Genomic DNA, 20,244 nt, shown 5'->3' with positions numbered 1-20,244 from the left:
CAACCCTTGTTGAGGTCTTCGTGTCGCTGCCACCCCTGGTCGAGCCGGCCCCCGAGCTCACCGTCGACGAGGTCCGCAGGTACTCCCGTCACCTGATCATCCCCGATGTCGGGATGGACGGTCAGAAGCGGCTCAAGAACGCCAAGGTGCTCTGTGTGGGCGCCGGCGGACTGGGCTCGCCCGCGCTGATGTACATGGCCGCGGCCGGTGTCGGCACGCTCGGCATCGTGGAGTTCGACGAGGTCGACGAGTCGAACCTGCAGCGCCAGATCATCCACAGCCAGGCGGACATCGGCCGGTCCAAGGGGGCCTCCGCGAAGGACACGGTCCTCGGCATCAACCCGTACGTCGAGGTGCGGCTGCACGAGGAGCGGCTCGACTCCTCGAACGTCATGGACCTCTTCGCGCAGTACGACCTGATCGTCGACGGCACCGACAACTTCGCCACCCGCTACCTGGTCAACGACGCCTGCGTGCTGCTCGGCAAGCCGTACGTCTGGGGCTCCATCTACCGCTTCGACGGCCAGGCGTCCGTCTTCTGGAGCGAGCACGGGCCGTGCTACCGCTGCCTCTACCCCGAGCCGCCGCCGCCCGGCATGGTGCCGAGCTGCGCCGAGGGCGGCGTGCTGGGCGTGCTCTGCGCGTCCGTCGGCTCGATCCAGGTCAACGAGGCCATCAAGGTGCTGGCCGGCATCGGCGACCCGCTGGTCGGGCGCCTGATGATCTACGACGCGCTGGAGATGACGTACCGGCAGGTCAAGGTGCGCAAGGACCCGGACTGCGCGGTCTGCGGCGAGAACCCGACGGTCACCGAGCTGATCGACTACGAGGCGTTCTGCGGCGTCGTCAGCGACGAGGCGCAGGAGGCGGCGGCCGGCTCCACCATCACTCCGAAGCAGCTCAAGGAGTGGATGGACGACGGCGAGAGCATCGACGTGATCGACGTCCGCGAGCCGAACGAGTACGAGATCGTCTCCATCCCGGGCGCGCGGCTGATCCCGAAGGACGAGTTCCTGATGGGGAACGCGCTCGGCGGCATGCCGCAGGACAAGCGGATCGTCTTGCATTGCAAGACGGGTGTCCGGTCCGCGGAAGTGCTCGCGGTGTTGAAGAACGCGGGCTTCGCGGACGCCGTCCACGTGGGCGGCGGCGTCATCGGCTGGGTGAACCAGATCGAGCCGGACAAGCCGGTCTACTGACAGGCCGCTGACCGCTCACTGACGGCTGGCAGCTGACGGCGGGCGATTGACAGTTGGCAGTTGGCAGAGCGTTCGGGCGGGCGCGGGGCGTACGAGCCTCCGCGCCCGCCCCTTCGCGTCCCCGCGGTCAGCCGCAGCTCTTGCCGTCCTCCGGCACCTTCCCCCGCAGCAGGTACGCGTCGACGGTGCCGCGTACGCACCGGTCGCCGCTCTCGTACGCGCCGTGCCCCTCGCCCCGGTAGGTGAGCTCCACGCCCACGCCCGCGCCCAGCCGGTCCTTCATCCGCCGCGTGCCGCCGTACGGTGTCGCCGGGTCGCCCGTCGTGCCGACGAGCAGCACGGGCGCGGCGCCCTCGGCCGAGACGTCCGGGCTGTTCCAGCGGCCGTCGACGGGCCAGCCGTCGCAGGCGCTCAGCGCCCACGCCGACGTGGGCCCGAAGACGGGCGAGGCGTCTCGGAAGCGGGGGAGCGCGGTGCGTACGTCGTCAGGCCCGTACCGCTGCCGCTCGTCCGCGCAGCCGATGGCGAGCAGCGACGCCTGGAGGGTGTCGTAACGGCCGCCCGCGTCCCGCCCGTTCATCGCGTCCGCGAGCATCAGCAGGGTGCGCCCGGTGCCGTCCCGCTCGGCCTCCTTCAGGCCGCCGGAGAGGTGGTCCCACAGGTCGGGCGAGTAGAGGGCCTGCGCGATGCCGGAGGCGGCGAGCGACTCCGTGAGCTTGCGGCCGCCGCCGGCGGGCAGCGGCTTGGCGTCGAGCCGCCGGAGCAGCGCGGCGATCCCCCGCTCGGCGCGGTCCGGGTCGGTGCCGAGCGGGCAGTCGGCGCCCTTCTCCGCGCAGTCGGCGAGGTAGTTCCCGAGCGCCAGCTGGAAGCCCTTCACCTGGCCGAGCGCGCTCTCCTCCGGCGACTTCGCCGGGTCCACGACGGCGTCGAACACGGCGCGGCCCACCCTGCGCGGGAAGAGGTGGGCGTAGACGGCGCCGAGTTCGGTGCCGTACGAGAAGCCGAAGTAGTGCAGCTTCCGGTCGCCGAGCACGTGCCGCATCAGGTCCATGTCGCGGGCGGCGTCGAGGGTGCCGATGTGCGGCAGTACGCGGCCGGAGTGCCGCTCGCAGCCGTCGGCGAACCGCTGCTGGCGGCTGAGCAGCCGCCGCTCCTCGGCCTTGGTGTCGGGCGTCCAGTCGGCGGCGAAGTACGCGTCGAGGCTCCGGTCGTCCAGGCAGGTCACGCCCGCGCTGCGGCCGACGCCGCGCGGGTCGAAGCTCACGAGGTCGTAGCGGGCGCGCAGCTTGTCGTAGCCGGTGCCGAAGGCGGGCAGGGCGGTCACGCCGGAGCCGCCTGGGCCGCCGAAGTTGAAGAGGAGGGAGCCGGCGCGCGGGCCGCCGCCGCTGCCGCGCCGTACGGCCGCCGCCCGCACCATCGCGAGGTCGATCGTGCCGCCGCGCGGCTCGGCGTAGTCCAGCGGCGCCTTCAGCGTCGCGCACTCCCACGGCGTGCCGTCGGGGAGGGGCGGCGGCGCGGCGCCCTCCGTACCGGCGCGGCCCTTGCAGGGCGCCCAGTCCAGCCGCTGCCCGGTGAACTCCGCCGGGAGCCGCGCGGTGGACCGTACGGCCGGTGCTTCGTCACCGGCCGGGTCCAGCGGCTCCCCGCCGCCGTCGCCCCCGGAGCCGCCGCACCCGGTGAGGGCGGCGGTCGCGGCGAGCAGGGCCGCACAGGTCAGGGCGGAGGTGCGGACGGCGGCGGGACGGAGCATGCGGCGACTCCCGGGCGCGGGTAGAGGGTGGGCGCCGCCCGCGTACGTGCCGGGTGGCCAGGAGTGTCATCCTGCGCGCCGGTGCGCCCCGCGGCGCGCGGTGTGGTGCGTACGGGTGGCGGCCCGCGCGGCCCCCGCCCGTACGCGCCCCGTGCGCGCCGCCGCCCGTACGCGCTCCCCGACCGCTACAGCGCCCCGGACCGCTACAGCGCGCCCTTCCGCGTCAGCTGCGTGAACGAGATCCAGCCCGGCAGCACCGGCAGCCAGAACGTCATCAGCCGGAACAGCAGCACCGCCGGCGTCGCGATCTCCTTCGGCACCCCGAACGTGATGAGCCCCGCGATCAGTGCCGCCTCCACCGCGCCCAGACCGCCGGGGGTGGGCGCCGCCGAGCCCAGCGCGTTGCCCGCGAGGAAGACGACGGCGACGGTCGCGTAGCTCATCTCGTTCCAGCCGAAGGCCCGTACGGACGCGTCCAGGCACATCACGAACGCCAGCGACAGCAGCAGCGTGCCGCCCAGTCCCGACAGCAGCTGCTTCGGCCGCTGCACGACGTCCAGCATGCGCGGCACGACCCCGGCGAACAGCGACCGCACCCGCTCGGAGACGAACTTCCGCAGCGACGGCACGGCCGTGACGATCAGCACCAGCACCGCCGCCGTCAGCAGCCCCGCGATGACCGTGCGGGACGGCGAGAACGTCGGCGTGTGCTCCGTGCCCGTCAGATAGCCGAAGATCATCAGCAGGACGACGTTGCTGCCCAGCCCGAACAGCTGCGACGCCCCGACGCTCGCCACCGCGTGCCCGGGCCGTACGCCCGCCCGCTGCAGGAAGCGCGTGTTGAGCGCCACACCGCCGATCGCCGCGGGGGCGACCAGCTTCACGAACGAACCGGCCACCTGCGCCAGCACGGTGCGCAGGAACGACACCTTCTCGGGCACGAAGCCGAGCAGCGCCGTCGCCGCCGCCACATAGGTGAGCGAGGAGAACAGCAGCGCCATGGCCACCCAGCCCCACTGCGCCTGCGCCACCACCTGGTCGATCTGCACGTGGCTGAGCTGCGAGAACAGGAAGTACGCGGCGAGCGCGCCGGCGATGAAGCTGACCAGGGTGCGCGGTTTGATGCGTTCGAGCCGCGCGGGCTCTATCGGGGCCTGCGGGCGGATCAGCAGCACCTGCTGCCGGATCTGTACGAGCAGATCCTCCTCGCGGGCCTCCTCCAGCGCCTCGTCGATGGCCTTCTTCTGCGCCCGCTGCTCCGCGCGCAGCGACTTGCGGTCGCTCGCCGAGCGCGGCCCGACGCTGCCCTTCGCCTCCTTCTGGCTGCGGGACGCCTCCAGGACGGCCTCCCGCTCGCGCTGCGCGCGGTCCCGGGACAGCTTCCGCAGCGTCTGCCGGGTGCTGCGGCTGAGCGCGATCGGCTGGAGCAGCGGAAGGCTGTCCGCGATCGCGTCCGGGCCGAGCACGCTGACGGCCGCCGCGACCGCCCGTTCGGCGCCTGCCCTCAGGCCGAACACCGTCAGCAACTGCGCCACGTCCATCCGCAGCAGCAGATCGCCCGCGGCGATCTCGCCGCCGCGCAGGTCCGTGAGGATGACCGTGCCGGAACGATCCACCAGCAGTGCTTCCCCCGTCAGCCGCCGGTGTGCGATGCGCCGCGACTGGAGCGCCTCGACCTGCCGCCAGGCGCGGCACATCAGCTCGTCGGTGATCTCGTCGTCCGGGAGCGAGTCGAGGCTGCGGCCGCCGGTGTGCTCGTACACCAGCATCACGGCGTCCGGGCCGAGTTCGGAGGTCGCGATGAGGCGCGGCGCGTTGGCCCCGGCGGCGATGGCGGCGTACGCGAGCAGCGCCTCCTGCTCCAGCGCCTGCCGCAGCGACTGGAGGCTGCGGCGCTGGGTGAGGCCCCGCAGGGCGAGCCGGCGCCACACGCGGTAGAAGTAGCCGTGCGCCTGCCGCTCCCGGTCGACGACGGTGACGTCGAGCGGCGGCCCGTCCTCCAGGGTGACGCGGTAGCCGCGGCCCCGGTCGTTCGTGTCGGGCTGCTCGGTGTCGGCCTCCTCCACGCGCAGCGCGCTGACCGGGTGGAACCCGACGCGGCGCAGCCCGGCGAGCAGGTTCTGGCCGGTGGGCCGCACGTTGGGGGAGCCGACGGCGTACAGCGTCGCGTACGCCACCGTCCAGCCGATCAGCACGGTGACGGTGATCGAGAAGGGCGTGGAGTAGCCCGCGATGAGCACCGCGAACGAGTCCAGCAGCAGCACGCCCCACAGCAGCACCCGCCAGCGCGGGCGGCGGGCCATGCCGACGGCCGTCATGTACGCGATGACCGGCGCCAGATAGCTGTGTACGGGTGTGGTGACGGCGCCGTCGGAGAGCGGCTTGGTCAGCGCGTCCTGGATCGAACGCGGTGCCACCTCCGTCACCCACAGGTCCGTGGCCAGCGAGATGCCGTGTGCCAGGACGGCGGCGAGCACGCCGTCGGCGATCCGCAACCCGTCCCGTTTGACCAGCCGTTCGACGGCGAACGCGACCGGGACGAGCAGGACGGCGACGCTGGCCGCCAGCCCGGTGAGGCTGATCAGCAGGGCGGGCGCCTGCTCGGTGCCCTTCTTGACGTCGTCCTCGAGACCCGCGGTGGTGCCGTGCGCGAACGCAGCGATGGTGAGCACGATGGCGATGCCGAGCAGCCCGAGCACCATCCGCATGAGGTCCGACGGGCGGTGCACGCGGGCGGGGAGCAGCGGCTCGTCGCTGTCGATGTGGTCGCCGCCGCCGCCGGCGCCGTCCGGGCCGCGGGCGCCGTCGCGGGCGCCGTCACCGTCTGCGGCGTCGTCGCGCGCGGCGTTCCCGTGCCCGTCCTGAGCGTCGTCTGCGTCCCGCGCGCGCTCGTGGGGTGCGCGCTCCTCCGGCTCGTTCAGCCGCTTCTCCCCGTGCTCGGACGTGCCGACGGCCGGCAACGCCCCCTCGTGCTGAGGCTCTGTCCCCCGCCGCGGCCCGGTCGCCGTCTCGTCCTGGTCTCGTATCACTCGTCACCGCCGGGAAGATGGTGGCACGCCCGTGCGGCCAGAGGGGGCAAGAGGGCGCATTCCGGCGGCGCGAGATTCCTAACACCGCGCCGGCGCTGTCGGTGCCGTACGGCACCATGTCCGCCATGCGAGCAAGCGAGCCGCCGGAGCCGGCCGGGCTGCCGGAACTGCCGGAACCGCCGGAACTGCCCGAGTACGCGGAACGGGTCCTGGACGTCGCCGAACAGGTCCCGCCGGGCCGCGTGCTGACGTACGGCGACGTCGCCGAGTGGCTCAGAGACGAGGACGAGGAGCGCGACCGGCGCGGCACCGGCGGCCCGCGCCAGGTGGGCCGGGTGCTGGCGCTGTACGGCGGCGCGGTGCCCTGGTGGCGGATCGTGCGCGCCGACGGCGTGCTGCTGCCCGGCCACGAACTGGAGGCCATGGAGCGGTACCGCGCGGAGGGCACACCGCTCCGCGGTGCCGGGCGCACGACGGAGGGCCACCTCCCGCGGCTCGACATACGCCGGGCCCGGTGGGACGGCGCGCACCACTGACCGCCGGTTTGGCCTGCTCACAGATACCAGCTTCCGTCATGACGCACGGACGCAGCCAGCGCGCCGCCCGTACGGGGGACACGCGTCACGCGGGGGACCCGGGGAACGCGCTGCGACTCGTGCGCACGCTGGCGTAGCGTCTGCACCACGCAGCACAGACCCTCCCCTAGGCGACCCACGTGAGCTCCTCCATCCCGTCCACGACGCACCGGCCCGCGCCACGGGCCGGCGCGTACCGCCTGGTGCGTACGCCTCCGGAGCCCGTGGATCTCCCTGCCTTGGACGCACGCCAGCGTGCGGTGGTTGACCACCGGGAGGGCCCGCTGCTCGTCCTCGCCGGGCCGGGGACGGGCAAGACCACCACGCTCGTGGAGGCCGTCGCCGAGCGCGTGCGGCGCGGCGGCGACCCGGAGCGCATCCTGGTGCTCACCTTCAGCCGCAAGGCGGCGGTCGAGCTGCGGGACCGCATGGCCGCCCGCGTCGGCGCCCCGGGCGCGCCGCAGGCGACGACGTTCCACTCGTACTGCTACGCGCTCGTACGGGCGCACCAGGACGCCGACCTGTTCGCGGAGCCGCTGCGGCTGCTGTCGGGACCCGAGCAGGACCTCTACATCCGCGAACTGCTCGCCGGGCAGCTGGAGCTGGAGGCCGGCGACCGCGCCCGCGTCGCCTGGCCGGACGAGCTGCGCGCCTGCCTGACCACCCGCGGCTTCGCCGACGAGGTGCGCGCGGTGCTCGCCCGCAGCCGCGAACTGGGCCTGGGCCCGGACGCGCTGGGCGCGTTCGCCCGCCGTACGGGCCGGCCCGACTGGGTGGCGGCGGCGGACTTCCTGGCCGAGTACCTGGACGTGCTGGACGCGCAGGGCGTCCTCGACTACGCCGAACTCGTCCACCGCGCGGTCCTCCTCGCCGCCCGCGAGGACGTCGCGCGGGAGCTGCGCGGCGCGTACGACGCGGTGTACGTCGACGAGTACCAGGACACCGACCCGTCCCAGGTACGGCTGCTCCGCGCGCTCGCGGGGGACGGGCGGACGCTGACGGCGTTCGGCGACCCGGACCAGTCGATCTACGCGTTCCGCGGCGCCGACATCAACGGCATCCTCGACTTCCGTACGAGCTTCCGCCGCCCCGACGGGCGGCCGGCACCCGTCGAGGTGCTGGAGACCAACCGGCGCTCAGGCGAGGAACTGCTCAAGGCCACCCGCGAGATCACCCGCCGGATGCCGCTGACCCGGCTCCCCGCCGACGCCGTACGCGCCCACCGCGCGCTCAGGCCGGTGCACGAGGGCGGCCGGGTCGACGCCGTGACCTGCCCGACGGCGGGCGCGGAGCTGGACACGATCGCCGACCTGCTGCGCCGCGCGCACCTGGAGGAGCGGGTGCCGTGGCGTGAGATGGCGGTGCTCGTGCGGGCGGGCGGCCGCTCCATACCGTCCGTACGGCGCGCCCTGACCACGGCGGGCGTGCCGCTCGCGATCGACGGCGACGACCTCCCGCTGCGCCACGAACCGGCCGTCGCCCCGCTGCTCACGGCGCTCCGTACGGCGGCGCGTGCGGCGTCGGCGGCACAGGGGGAGACGGCGCAAGGGGAGACGGTTCAGGCCGCGGACGGTGACGGTGACGGTGACCAGCCTGCCGCCGGTCCCCTCGACACCGAGACGGCCCTCACCCTCCTCACCTCACCGCTCGGTGGCATGGACGCCGCCGACCTGCGGCGCCTCGGCCGCGCGCTGCGCGACGAGGAGCGGGCCGCGGGCCACGCCGTGCCGCGCCCGTCCGACACGCTGCTGGCCGAGGCGCTCGCCGAACCGGAGCGCCTCGTCGCGCACGACCCGGCGTACGCGCGCGGCGCGCAGCGCCTCGGGCTGCTGCTGCGCGAGGCGCGCGACCTGCTCGCCGCGGGCGGCACCGCCGAGGAGGCGCTGTGGCGGATCTGGGACGGTACGCCCTGGCCGCAGCGGCTGGAGCGGGCGGCGCTGCGTGGCGGCGCGGCGGGGCGCAACGCGGACCGCGACCTGGACGCCGTGTGCGCCCTGTTCGCCGCCGCGTCCCGTGCGGAGGCGCGCACCGGCGGCCGGGGCGCGCTCAACTTCCTGGAGGAGATCGACGCCCAGGACATCGCCGCCGACACGCTCGCCGCACGCGCCGTACGCCCCGACGCCGTACGGCTGATGACCGCGCACCGCGCCAAGGGCCTGGAGTGGCGGTTCGTCGTCGTCGCCGGCGTACAGGAGGGCCTGTGGCCGGACCTGCGGCGCCGCGGCTCGCTGCTGGAGGCCGACCGCATCGGCCGGGACGGGCTGGCCGAGCCGCTCACCCCGGCGGCGCTGCTCGCGGAGGAGCGGCGGCTGTTCTACGTCGCGGCGACCCGTGCCAGGGAGCGGCTGGTCGTCACCGCCGTACGGGCGCAGGCGGACGACGGCGACCAGCCGTCGCGTTTCCTGACCGAGCTGGGCGTGGAGCCGCGCGCCGTCACCAGCCGGCCGCGCCGCCCGCTGTCCGTGGCGGCGCTCGTCGCCGAGTTGCGTGCCACGACCGTCGACCCCGCGGCGTCCGCCGCGCTGCGCGAGGCGGCGGCGGAGCGGCTGGCGCGGCTGGCCGCGCTGCGCGACGACGAGGGGCACGCGCTCGTACCGGCGGCGCATCCGCAGCGCTGGTGGGGCCTGTACGAGCCGACGCGCTCGGAGGTGCCGCTGCGCGACCGCGAGCAGCCGGTGGCGCTCTCCGGGAGCGCGCTGGAACAGCTCGCCCAGACCTGCTCCCTCCAGTGGTTCCTGGGCCGCGAGGTGAAGGCGGACGCGCCCGCCAGCGCGGCGCAGGGCTTCGGCAACGTCGTGCACGTGCTCGCCGACGAGGTCGCCTCCGGAGGCACGCCCGCCGATCTGGCCGTCCTGATGGAACGGCTCGACTCCGTCTGGGACGGGCTGGCGTTCGACGCGCCGTGGAAGTCCCGGCAGGAGAAGGAGAGCGCGCGTGCCGCGCTGGAACGCTTCCTGCGCTGGCACGTCATGGAGCGCGGTGAGGGCCGCCGTACGGTCGGCAGCGAGCACGGCTTCGACGTGACGCTGGAGGCGGGCGAGTTCGCCGTCCGCATCCGCGGCAGCATGGACCGGGTGGAGAGCGACGCCCAGGGGCGGGCGTACGTCGTGGACTTCAAGACCGGCAAGGCCAAGCCCAGCGCCGCCGAGATCGAGCACCATCCGCAACTGGCCGTCTACCAGCTGGCCGTACGCGAGGGCGCCGCGGACGGGCTGTTCGGCGACCGCCGCCCGGAGCCGGGCGGCGCCGAACTCGTCCACCTGCGGCTCGGCGCCCCCCGCCGGGAGGGCGGCGACGAACTGCCCGCCGTCCAGCGGCAGGAACCTCCCCCTGGGCCTTCGGCCCGGGAGGTGCCCCCGCCTGGGCCTTCGGCCCGGGAGGTACCCCCGGACGGCGACCGGATCGGCGAGCTGCTCGCGACGGCGGCGGGACGCGTCCTGGACGAACGGTTCGTCCCGACCACCGGCGCGCACTGCACCTTCTGCACCTTCCGCGGCGCCTGCTCGGCGCAGCCGGAGGGCCGCCAGATCATCGAGTGAGCGCCGTACGCCGCCGGGCGGGCGGGGCGCGAGCGGGGGCGCGCGGGGCTCAACTCCCCGCCCCGTGAACCCCGTACGGAATCCGGGCGAATCACCTGGAAACGCCACTCCCGCGCCCCTTGTCGGTGCCGACCGCTAGCGTCTCGTGTGTGCCCGTACAGCTCAGCGACCCCGAACAGCTCAAGGAACTCCTTGGCATCCCGTTCACCCCTGAGCAGACGGCCTGCATCACCGCACCCCTCGCACCGCAGGTCATCGTCGCGGGCGCCGGGTCGGGCAAGACGACCGTGATGGCCGCCCGCGTCGTCTGGCTGGTCGGCACCGGACAGGTCGCCGCGGACCGCGTGCTGGGCCTGACCTTCACCAACAAGGCCGCCGCCGAGCTCGCCGAGCGCGTGCGGTCGGCACTCGTACGGGCGGGGGTCACCGACCCCGACCCGGCCGACCCCGACCACGCGCCCGGCGAGCCGCAGATCCTCACGTACCACGCCTTCGCCGGCCGCCTCCTCAAGGAGCACGGGCTGCGGCTCGGCCTCGAACCCGGCGCCCGGCTGCTCGCCGACGCCACCCGGTTCCAGCTCGCGGCGAGCGTGCTGGCCGCGGCGAGCGGCCCGTTCGAGGGGCTGCGGAACGCGCTCAGCACGCACGTACGCGACCTCCTCGCGCTCGACGCCGAGCTGTCCGAACACCTCGTGCCGACGGGCCGCCTGCGCGCGTACGACCGCGAGCTGCTCGCCGCGCTGGACGACGCCGAGCTGACCAACAGCGACCTGCGCAAGATCCCCCAGGCGGCGCTCGGCCGCACCGAACTTCTCGGCCTGGTCGAGGAGTACCGCGCCCGCAAACGGGAGCGCGACCGGCTGGACTTCGGCGACCAGATCGAGCTGTCCGCCACGCTCGCCCGCGACGTGCCGGAGGTGGGACAGGCGCTGCGGGCGGAGTTCGGGGTGGTGCTGCTGGACGAGTACCAGGACACGTCCGTCGCCCAGCGCGTCCTCCTGGCGGGCCTCTTCGGCAACCGCACCGGGCACGCCGTGACCGCCGTCGGCGACCCGTGCCAGGCGATCTACGGCTGGCGCGGCGCCTCCGTCGCCAACCTCGACCACTTCCCCGGCCACTTCCCGCACGCCGACGGCCGCCCCGCCCCCCGCCTCGCGCTGAGCGAGAACCGGCGCAGCGGCGGCCGGCTGCTCCGCCTCGCCAACGGCCTCGCCGCCCCGCTCCGCGCCCGCCACGAGGGCGTCCAGGCGCTGCGCCCGGCGCCCGGCGCCGAGCACGCCGGGCGGGTCCGCTGCGCGCTGCTGCCGACGCACGCCGAGGAGCTGGACTGGCTCGCCGACTCGGTCGCCCACCTCGTCCGTACGGGCACGCCGCCCGGCGAGATCGCCGTCCTGTGCCGTACGGGCGGCGACTTCGCCGCGATCCAGGGCGCGCTGGTGGCCCGCGAGGTGCCCGTGGAGGTGGTCGGGCTGTCCGGGCTCATGCACCTCCCGGAGGTCGCCGACCTCGTCGCGATGTGCGAGGTGCTGCAGGACCCGACCGCGAACGCCCCCCTCGTACGCCTGCTGACCGGCCCCCGCTGGCGCATCGGCCCCCGCGACCTGGCGCTGCTCGGGCGGCGCGCGCGGCTGCTCGTACGCCGCCCCGACGAGGGGGAGCAGGACCGCGAACGGCGGCTCGCGGCGGCGGTCGAGGGCGTCGACCCCACCGAGGTGATCTCGCTGGCGGACGCGCTGGACACGTTCCTGGCCGGGGAGGGCCGTGACGGATACGGCGACGAGCTGCCGTTCTCGGCGGAGGCACGCGTCCGGTTCGCCCGTTTCGCGGCGGAGATACGGGAGTTGCGGCGCTCCCTCGCCGACCCGCTGATGGACGTGCTGCACAGGGTGCTCGCCGTCACCGGGCTGGAGGTGGAGCTGTCCGCGTCACCGCACGCGCTGGCCGCGCGCCGCCGGGAGACGCTGAGCGCGTTCCTGGACATCGCCGCCGGATTCGCGGGACTGGACGGGGAGGCGACGCTGCTCGCGTTCCTCGGCTTCCTGCGGACGGCGGCGCAGTACGAGAAGGGCCTCGACGGTTCGCTGCCCGGCGGCGAGAACACGGTGAAGGTGCTCACCGCCCACAAGGCGAAAGGGCTGGAGTGGGACGTCGTGGCCACCCCGGGACTGGTGTCCGGGCACTTCCCCAGCGAGCAGTCCCGCGACTCCTGGCTCACCCGCCCCGGCGTCCTCCCGCACCCGCTGCGCGGCGACGCCGGCACGCTGCCCCGGATCGAGGAGTGGACGGCGAAGGCGCGCAAGGACTACGACACCGAGCTGCGCGCACACCAGGCCACCGAGGAACTGCGGCTCGGCTACGTCGCGTTCACGCGCGCCCGTTCGCTGCTGCTCGGGTCGGGGCACTGGTGGGGGCCCAGCCAGAAGAAGCCGCGCGGGCCGTCCGGCTTCCTGGAGGCGCTGCGCGCGCACTGCGAGGAGGACCCGGCGCACGGCGAGGTGGAGGTGTGGGCGGAGCAGCCCGCGGAGAGCGCCACGAACCCGGCGCTGGACGAGCCCGCAGAGGAGCGCGCCTGGCCGATGCCGCTGGACCCCGCCGCGCTCTTGCGGCGGCGTGAGGCGGCGGGGCGGGTGCTGGCGCGGCTGGAGGGGCTGGATCCGGACGCGGACGCGGACTCGGGCTCGGGGGAGGAGGCGCAGGCGGGTGCCGTGCCCGCGCCGGAGCCCGCGCCCGTACGCGCGCCGGAGCCCGCCGCCGTACGCTCGCCCGAGCTCACACCCGAGGAGGCGCGGCTCACGGGGTCCTGGGACCGCGACCTCGACGCGCTCGCGGCCGAGCTGCGCCGGTCCCGCGCCACCGTGCACGACGTGCCGCTGCCCGCGTCGCTGTCCGCCTCGCAGCTGCTGTGGGTGGCCGCCGACCCGGACGGCTTCGCGCGCGAACTGGCCCGCCCCATGCCGCGCCCGCCGCAGCCCGCCGCCGCGCGGCGCGGCACGCGCTTCCACGCCTGGGTCGAGTCGCGGTTCGAGGAGCTGACCCTGCCGATGCTCGGCCCGGACGAACTGCCGGGCGCGGACGGCGCCCTCGGGGACGCGGCGGCGGAGATCGAGGACGAGCGCGATCTGGCGGAGCTGAAGGCGGCGTTCGAGCGCACCGAGTACGCGCACCGCACGCCGTACCGCGTGGAGGTCCCGTTCCAGCTCGCGCTGGGCGGCCGTACGGTCCGCGGCCGCATCGACGCGGTCTACCGCGACGGTACGGCCGCTGCGGACGGTGCGGAGGCGACGTACGAGATCGTCGACTGGAAGACGGGCCGCGGCCGGAGCGCCGATCCGCTCCAGCTCGCCGTCTACCGCCTCGCCTGGGCCGAGCAGCAGGGCGTCCCGCTGGAGGCGGTCGGCGCCGCGTTCCTGTACGTACGCAGCGGTGAGCTGGTCCGTCCGGCGTCGCTGCCTGGGCGGACCGAGCTGGAGCGGCTGCTGCGGGACCCGCCGAAGGCGGACCCGGAACTGGACCCGGGCTGGGACCCCGGACCGGACCCCGAACCGGAACCTGATCCGGACCCGGAAGCGGAACCCGAACCGGACCTGTTCCCCGAGCCCGGCCCCGCCCCAGGGGAGCGGCCGGATGCCGGGCCCGCTCCACCGGACGGTTAGGCTCTGGCCCATGAGCAGCCCCCCGGACAGCGCCGTCCGCGGCTTCGTCGACGGCGCGCGTGACACCTTCCTCGACGACCTCGCGGACTGGCTGCGCATCCCCTCCGTCTCCGTCGACCCGGCGCGGGCGGGCGACGTCCGCCGCAGCGCCGCCTGGCTGGCCGCGAAACTGACGGAGACCGGCTTCACGGACGTGGAGGTTTGGGACACCCCGGGCCACCCGGCGGTCTACGCGGAGTGGCCGTCCGACGACCCGGAGGCCCCCACCGTCCTCGTGTACGGGCACCACGACGTGCAGCCCGCCGCCCGCGAGGACGGCTGGCACAGCGAGCCGTTCGAGCCCGTGCGGCGCGACGGCCGGCTGTACGGACGCGGCGCCGCCGACGACAAGGGCCAGGTCCTCTTCCACACCCTGGGCGTCCGCGCGCACCTCGCCGCCACCGGGCGCACCGCCCCCGCGGTGCATCTGAAGCTGCTTGTGGAAGGCGAGGAGGAGGCCGGTTCGGAACACTTCCGGGAGCTGGTCGAGACACACGCGGAGCGGCTCCGCTGCGATGTGACGATCGTCTCCGACACCGGCATGTGGTCCGCGGACACCCCGACCGTCTGCACCGGCATGCGCGGCCTCGTCGAGTGCCAGATCGAACTGCGCGGGCCCGACCAGGACATCCACTCCGGTTCCTTCGGCGGCGCCGTGCCCAATCCCGCCACCGAGGCCGCCCGGCTCGCCGCCGGGCTGCACGACGCCAACCGCCGGGTCGCCGTCCCCGGCTTCTACGACGGCGTGGAGGAGCTCACCGCGCGCGACCGCGCACTCTTCGCCGAGCTCCCGTTCGACGAGGACACCTGGCTGCGCGGCGCCCACTCGTACGCCCCACTCGGCGAGGCCGGGTACACCACCCTGGAGCGGATCTGGGCCCGCCCCACCGCCGAGGTCAACGGCATCGCCGGCGGCTACCAGGGGCCCGGCGGCAAGACGGTGGTCCCCGCGCACGCCGAGCTGAAGCTGTCCTTCCGTACGGTCGCGGGCCAGCGGCCGGAGCGGATCGAGCAGCTCGTACGGAAGTGGGTGGCGGGCGCGCTGCCGCCCGGCGTACGGCACGAGATCACGTTCACGGGCGCCACCCGGCCGTGCCTCACCCCGCTCGACCACCCGGCGCTGCAGTCGGTCGTACGGTCGATGGCCCGTGCGTTCGGGAAGCCGGTCCGCTTCACTCGGGAGGGTGGTTCGGGCCCGGCCGCGGATCTGCGGGACGTGCTGGGTGTTCCGGTGCTGTTCCTGGGCATCTCCGTACCGTCGGACGGCTGGCACGCACCGGACGAGAAGGTCGAGCTGGACCTGCTGATGAAGGGCGCGGAAGCCGCCGCGTACCTCTGGGGAGACCTCGCGGCACACTGGAGCGCCGCCCCCTGAACCGACGTACGACGACACCGCCCCACGCGCCACGACCGACGACGCTGACGACGAAGGGAATCGGGAAGCCGCTGTGACCACCTGGACCGACCGCACCGCCGAACGGCCGATCACGCTGACCGGCGACGGCGGTATCGACCGCTCCGCCCACCACAGGCTGGACGAGGCGTGGCTGGCCGCGGCGTGGAGCCACCCGACGACGCGCGTCTTCGTGGTCTCCGGCGGCCAGGCCCTCGTCGAGGACACGGCGGACGGCCGTACGGAGTTGGTGACGATGGGCACGTTCGACGCGCCCATCACCGAGTCGCACCGCTACTTCCTGGGCACCGGCGACGACGGCGTGCGGTACTTCGCGCTGCAGAAGGACTCGCTGCCCGGCCGCATGGACGAGGCCGCCCGCCCCGCCGGCCTGCGCGAGGCGGGCGCGCTCCTGTCCGAACGCGACTCCGAACTCCTCGTGCACGCCGTCGCCCTGGAGAACTGGCAGCGCCTGCACCGCTTCTGCTCCCGCTGCGGTGAACGTACGGTCATCGCCGCCGCCGGCCACATCCGCCGCTGCCCCGCCTGCGGCGCGGAACACTATCCGCGCACCGACCCCGCCGTGATCATGCTGGTGACCGACGACGAGGACCGGGCGCTGCTCGGCCGCCAGGTGCACTGGCCGGAGGGGCGCTTCTCGACGCTCGCCGGCTTCGTGGAGCCCGGCGAGTCGATCGAACGCGCCGTGGTCCGCGAGGTCGCTGAGGAGGCGGGTGTGGCGGTCGGCGACGTCGAGTACGTCGGCAGCCAGCCGTGGCCGTTCCCCTCCAGCCTGATGCTGGGCTTCATGGCCCGCGCCACGTCGCCCGAAGTGCGGGTGGACGGGGAGGAGATCGAGGAGGCGCGCTGGTTCTCGCGGGACGAGCTGGGCGCCGCGATCGAGTCCGGCGAGGTGCTGCCGCTGTCCGGCATATCGATCGCGGCGCGCCTGGTGGAGCTCTGGTACGGGAAGCCTCTGCCGCGCCCGCGCTGAGTCCCGGTCGCGCTGAGTCCCGGCCGCGCTGAGTCCCGGCCGCGCTGAGTCCCGGCCACGCTGCGCCGCCCGTTCAGTACGCGACGCCGATGCGGCGGCCCGCCGCCTCGCGCTTCTCCAGCTCGTCGACGAGCGCGACGGCGTAGTCCTCGGCGCTGATGGTGCTGTTGCCCTTGTCGTCCGTCAGCAGCTCGTCGCCGCCGGTCCGGTACGTGCCCGTGCGCTCGCCGGGCTGGATGAGGGCGGCGGGGGAGATGTACGTCCAGTCGATCCCCTCGGCGCCCGCACGGATCTCGTCCAGCAGCTGCGCATGGGCCAGCGACTCCGCCTTGTACGCCTCGGGGAAGTCCGGCGTGTCCACCAGGCGTACGCCCGGGGCGACTTCGAGCGAACCCGCGCCGCCGACCACCACAAGGCGTACGCCCGCCGAGCGCACGCCCTCCAGCACTCCGCGCCCGGTGGCGAGCGTGGGGCCGATGGGGTCGCTGCCGTCGCGCGGCGGTGAGACCGCGAGTACGACGGCGTCGTGCCCGGCGGCCGCGGCGGCGACCGCCTCGGCGTCGTCGGCGTGCAACACCTTCGTGCCGTCCGTGCCGCTGCGGGTGGCCCCGGTGATCTCGTGGCCGCGGGCGCGGGCCTCGGCCGCGATCCGGCTTCCGATCATCCCGGTGGCGCCGATCAGCAGAATCCTCATGGCAATACCTCCTTGAGCGCTGTGGTCGTCAGCGTGTGAGGAGACGGTATCCATCGGATACCGGTTACTTCAAAGGACCCTTGGTGTACTTTGGAAACCATGAGAGGTGACAGCTTCGACCCGGATTGTCCGACGCGCTTGGTGCTGGACCGGATAGGCGACAAGTGGTCGGTGCTGGTCGTGCTCGCGCTGAGCGAGCGGGACCACAGGTTCACCGAACTGCGCGACCGGATCGGCGGCGTGACGGCCAAGGTGCTCACGCAGACGCTGCGCGCGATGGCGCGGGACGGGCTGCTGACCCGGCAGGTCTTCGCGGAGGTGCCGCCGCGGGTGGAGTATTCGCTGACGCCGCTCGGCCATTCGCTGGTGGCGCCGATCATGATGATCAGCGACTGGGCCGAGGAGCATGTGAGCGCCGTGATGGAGGCGCGTGACCGGCACGACGGTGACGGGCGGGACGGGCACGGGCAGGACGGCCGTACGCGGGACGGCCGTGCCACTGCCGCGGCGGCGGGGCGGGGCTGACGGGGCTGACCCCGACGGCCCCGCCCCGCCGCCGCGGTGTGCGCGTGCAGACAGCGTTCGTTCAGGACCCGTTCAGGGCCCGTTCAGGCCGCGAGCGCGGCCTTCACCTGGGCCAGCGAGGGGTTCGTCATCGTGGCGGGCTCGCCGCCGCTCTCGGGGACCACGAGAACGGTGGGGACGGTCTGGTTCCCGCCGTTCGCCTTCTCCACGAAGGCCGCGGACTCCGCGTCGTGCTCGATGTTGATCTCCGTGTACGCGATGCCCTCGCGGTCCATCTGGCCCTTGAGCCGACGGCAGTAGCCACACCAGGTGGTGCTGTACATGGTCACGGTTCCGGGCATGGGTGCTCGCGCTCCTTCGTGTGATCGGCGATGGCAGAAGGGGAACGTGCGGACCCGCGGAACCATTCCCGAGCGCTCCGGAACCCCGGGCCCATGCGCTCCGGAACCCCGGGCCCGTGCGCCCCGGAACGCCGGACCGCTCGCGGCGCCCCACCCGTATTCGTACGAACAATCCGGCCCAGCTGTGGACAACCGGCCCGGTGGTCTCCGGAGACCTGACAGCATGGTGGGGTGACTGCAGCAACGGACGCCACTCTCTTCCCGCCCACTCCCGGCCGGCCCGACCACGTGGAACCGCCGCGGGACGCCGACGCCGTGCTGGACGGGCTCGATCCGGAGCAGCGCGAGGTCGCCACGGCACTGCAGGGGCCGGTGTGCGTGCTGGCGGGCGCGGGCACGGGCAAGACCCGCGCCATCACGCACCGCATCGCGTACGGCGTGCGGGCCGGCATGCTGCCCCCGGCGAGCGTCCTCGCCGTCACCTTCACGAACCGCGCCGCGGGCGAGATGCGCGGGCGGCTGCGCCAGCTCGGTGCCACGGGCGTCCAGGCCCGCACCTTCCACTCGGCGGCGCTGCGCCAGCTCCAGTTCTTCTGGCCGCGCGCTGTGGGCGGCGAGCTGCCGCAGCTGCTGGAGCGGAAGATCCAGCTGGTGGCCGAGGCGGCCGCGCGCTCCCGTATCCGGCTCGACCGGAACGAACTCCGCGATGTCACGGGCGAGATCGAGTGGTCCAAGGTCACGCAGACCACGCCGGAGGACTATCCGGCGGCGGTGGCGAAGTCCAGCCGCGAGGCGCCGCGTGACCCGGCGGAGACGAGCAGGATCTTCGCGCTGTACGAACAGCTCAAGCGGGACCGCTCGGTGATCGACTTCGAGGACGTGCTGCTGCTGACGGTGGGCGTGCTCCAGGACCGGCCGGACATCGCCGACACCGTGCGCGGGCAGTACCAGCACTTCGTGGTCGACGAGTACCAGGACGTCAGCCCGCTCCAGCAGCGGCTGCTGGAGCTGTGGCTGGGGGACCGGGACAGCCTGTGCGTCGTCGGGGACGCGAGCCAGACGATCTATTCGTTCACCGGCGCCTCCCCGGACCACCTGCTGGACTTCCGCACCAAGCACCCGGACGCGACGGTGGTGAAGCTCGTCCGGGACTACCGTTCGACGCCCCAGGTCGTGCACTTGGCCAACGGTCTGCTCGGGCAGGCTCGCGGCCGGGCCGCCGAGCACCGGCTCGAGCTCATCTCGCAGACAGGGCCCGGCCCGGACCCGGTCTACGCGGAGTACGCGGACGAGCCCGCCGAGGCCGAGGGCACCGCCCGGCGCATCCGCGAGCTGATCGACAGCGGCGTGCCCGCGAGCGGCATCGCGGTGCTCTACCGCATCAACGCCCAGTCCGAGATCTACGAACAGGCCCTCGCCGACGCCGGTGTGCCGTACCAACTCCGCGGCGCCGAGCGCTTCTTCGAGCGCGCCGAAGTGCGCGAGGCCGGGGTCGCGCTGCGCGGGGCGGCCCGCGCGGGCGGCAACGACCCGCTGCTCGAGGACGCGGTGGACCTGCCGTCCCAGGTGCGCGCGGTGCTCACGTCCCGCGGCTGGACCACCGAGCCGCCGGCCGGCTCCGGCGCGGCCCGCGACCGCTGGGAGTCGCTCGCCGCTCTGGTGCGGCTGGCGGAGGACTTCCGCAAGGCGCGCCCGCAGGCCACGCTCGCCGATCTCGTAGCGGAGCTGGACGAGCGGGCGAACGCGCAGCACGCCCCGACCGTCGAGGGCGTGACCCTCGCCTCGCTGCACTCGGCGAAGGGCCTGGAGTGGGACGCCGTCTTCCTGGTCGGTCTCACCGAGGGCATGATGCCGATCACGTACGCCAAGACGGACGAGCAGGTCGAGGAGGAGCGGCGGCTGCTGTACGTCGGCGTCACCCGGGCCCGTACTCATCTCGGGCTGTCCTGGGCGCTGTCCCGTTCGCCGGGCGGTCGCGCCAGCCGCCGCCCGAGCCGCTTCCTCAACGGGCTGCGGCCCGGCTCGTCCGCCTCGGGCGCCCGTACGGCGGGCGGTGACGGTGGCGTCGAGCGCGGCCGGTCCCGCAAGCGCCGCGGACCGGTGCGCTGCCGTGTGTGCGGCCGCACGCTGACCGACGCGGGCGAGATGAAGCTGATGCGCTGCGAGGGCTGCCCGTCCGATCTCGACGAGGAGCTGTACGAGCGGCTGCGGGAGTGGCGCTCGGGGCAGGCGCAGCAGCTGGGCCAGCCCGCGTACTGCGTTTTCACCGACAAGACGCTGATGGCCATCGCCGAGACGGTGCCGGACAGCGAGGCGGAGCTGTCCCGGATCTCCGGCGTCGGGGCACGCAAGCTGGATCGCTTCGGGGCGGCCGTTCTGGCGCTGTGCGCAGGCGAGGAGCCCGTCACGGAGGCTGTTACAGAAGAGACGGAAAAATAGTTTGCGTGGGCAGCACGGAGCCTCATAGCCTTCCGGACATGGAGAGGGCGGGGCTTCTCGCTCCACACTTTCCA

General features: G+C 74.1%; 12 protein-coding genes. 8 read left to right on the top strand and 4 right to left on the bottom strand.

The window, feature by feature from the left end; genetic code table 11:
- Positions 1-20 precede the first annotated feature (20 nt).
- Positions 21-1,199 carry an adenylyltransferase/sulfurtransferase MoeZ gene (gene moeZ / locus DVA86_RS01700; protein WP_208875148.1) on the top strand — a complete coding sequence of 393 codons (1,179 nt, stop codon included), beginning with the start codon at positions 21-23 and terminating at the stop codon, positions 1,197-1,199.
- 127 nt (positions 1,200-1,326) lie between these two features.
- Here moeZ and DVA86_RS01695 read toward each other — a convergent pair whose 3' ends face one another.
- Complete coding sequence (locus DVA86_RS01695) at positions 1,327-2,949, bottom strand: alpha/beta hydrolase (protein WP_208875146.1); 1,623 nt, start codon at positions 2,947-2,949, stop codon at positions 1,327-1,329.
- Between the two features lie 203 nt (positions 2,950-3,152).
- Positions 3,153-5,909 (bottom strand): lysylphosphatidylglycerol synthase transmembrane domain-containing protein, encoded by a 2,757-nt coding sequence (locus DVA86_RS01690; protein WP_425470739.1) that lies wholly within the window; start codon positions 5,907-5,909, stop codon positions 3,153-3,155.
- Positions 5,910-6,103: 194 nt separating this feature from the next.
- On the opposite strand from DVA86_RS01690, the gene DVA86_RS01685 reads away from it, so the two are divergent.
- From DVA86_RS01685 to nudC, 5 genes are all read left to right on the top strand, one after another.
- A complete protein-coding gene (locus tag DVA86_RS01685) occupies positions 6,104-6,514 on the top strand; it encodes an MGMT family protein (RefSeq protein WP_208875144.1) in 411 nt (136 codons plus the stop codon).
- A gap of 179 nt (positions 6,515-6,693) precedes the next feature.
- Complete coding sequence (locus DVA86_RS01680) at positions 6,694-10,092, top strand: ATP-dependent helicase (RefSeq protein WP_208875143.1); 3,399 nt, start codon at positions 6,694-6,696, stop codon at positions 10,090-10,092.
- Between the two features lie 149 nt (positions 10,093-10,241).
- Entirely contained in the window at positions 10,242-13,745 is a 3,504-nt protein-coding gene (locus tag DVA86_RS01675) for an ATP-dependent DNA helicase (protein WP_208875142.1), read from the top strand.
- A gap of 10 nt (positions 13,746-13,755) precedes the next feature.
- Positions 13,756-15,159, top strand: coding sequence for a dipeptidase (locus DVA86_RS01670; RefSeq protein WP_208875140.1), 1,404 nt, complete (start codon positions 13,756-13,758; stop codon positions 15,157-15,159).
- Between the two features lie 73 nt (positions 15,160-15,232).
- Complete coding sequence (gene nudC / locus DVA86_RS01665; RefSeq protein ID WP_208875138.1) at positions 15,233-16,171, top strand: NAD(+) diphosphatase; 939 nt, start codon at positions 15,233-15,235, stop codon at positions 16,169-16,171.
- 73 nt (positions 16,172-16,244) lie between these two features.
- Here the strand turns inward: nudC and DVA86_RS01660 are convergent, their stop codons facing one another.
- Positions 16,245-16,865, bottom strand: a complete 621-nt coding sequence (locus tag DVA86_RS01660; protein WP_208875136.1) for an NAD(P)-dependent oxidoreductase — start codon at positions 16,863-16,865, stop codon at positions 16,245-16,247.
- A 99-nt stretch (positions 16,866-16,964) separates the two neighbouring features.
- On the opposite strand from DVA86_RS01660, the gene DVA86_RS01655 reads away from it, so the two are divergent.
- Positions 16,965-17,390, top strand: coding sequence for a winged helix-turn-helix transcriptional regulator (locus DVA86_RS01655; RefSeq protein ID WP_208875135.1), 426 nt, complete (start codon positions 16,965-16,967; stop codon positions 17,388-17,390).
- Positions 17,391-17,473: 83 nt separating this feature from the next.
- Here the strand turns inward: DVA86_RS01655 and DVA86_RS01650 are convergent, their stop codons facing one another.
- Positions 17,474-17,731 (bottom strand): mycoredoxin, encoded by a 258-nt coding sequence (locus tag DVA86_RS01650; protein ID WP_208875133.1) that lies wholly within the window; start codon positions 17,729-17,731, stop codon positions 17,474-17,476.
- Positions 17,732-17,962: 231 nt separating this feature from the next.
- On the opposite strand from DVA86_RS01650, the gene DVA86_RS01645 reads away from it, so the two are divergent.
- Complete coding sequence (locus tag DVA86_RS01645) at positions 17,963-20,170, top strand: ATP-dependent DNA helicase UvrD2 (RefSeq protein ID WP_208875132.1); 2,208 nt, start codon at positions 17,963-17,965, stop codon at positions 20,168-20,170.
- Positions 20,171-20,244: the final 74 nt, after the last annotated feature.

Origin of the sequence: Streptomyces armeniacus (genome assembly GCF_003355155.1) — a bacterium.
GTDB classification, from domain to species: domain Bacteria; phylum Actinomycetota; class Actinomycetes; order Streptomycetales; family Streptomycetaceae; genus Streptomyces; species Streptomyces armeniacus.
This window is presented reverse-complemented; position numbering and strand designations above follow the sequence as displayed.

Excerpts from the sequence above, each read along its gene's own strand:
- DVA86_RS01660 (WP_208875136.1), bottom strand. The coding sequence starts at position 16,865 with ATGAGGATTCTGCTGATCGGCGCCACCGGGATGATCGGAAGCCGGATC.
- DVA86_RS01670 (WP_208875140.1), top strand. The coding sequence starts at position 13,756 with ATGAGCAGCCCCCCGGACAGCGCCGTCCGCGGCTTCGTCGACGGCGCG.
- DVA86_RS01685 (WP_208875144.1), top strand. The coding sequence starts at position 6,104 with ATGCGAGCAAGCGAGCCGCCGGAGCCGGCCGGGCTGCCGGAACTGCCG.
- DVA86_RS01695 (WP_208875146.1), bottom strand. The coding sequence starts at position 2,949 with ATGCTCCGTCCCGCCGCCGTCCGCACCTCCGCCCTGACCTGTGCGGCC.
- DVA86_RS01650 (WP_208875133.1), bottom strand. The coding sequence starts at position 17,731 with ATGCCCGGAACCGTGACCATGTACAGCACCACCTGGTGTGGCTACTGC.
- DVA86_RS01655 (WP_208875135.1), top strand. The coding sequence starts at position 16,965 with ATGAGAGGTGACAGCTTCGACCCGGATTGTCCGACGCGCTTGGTGCTG.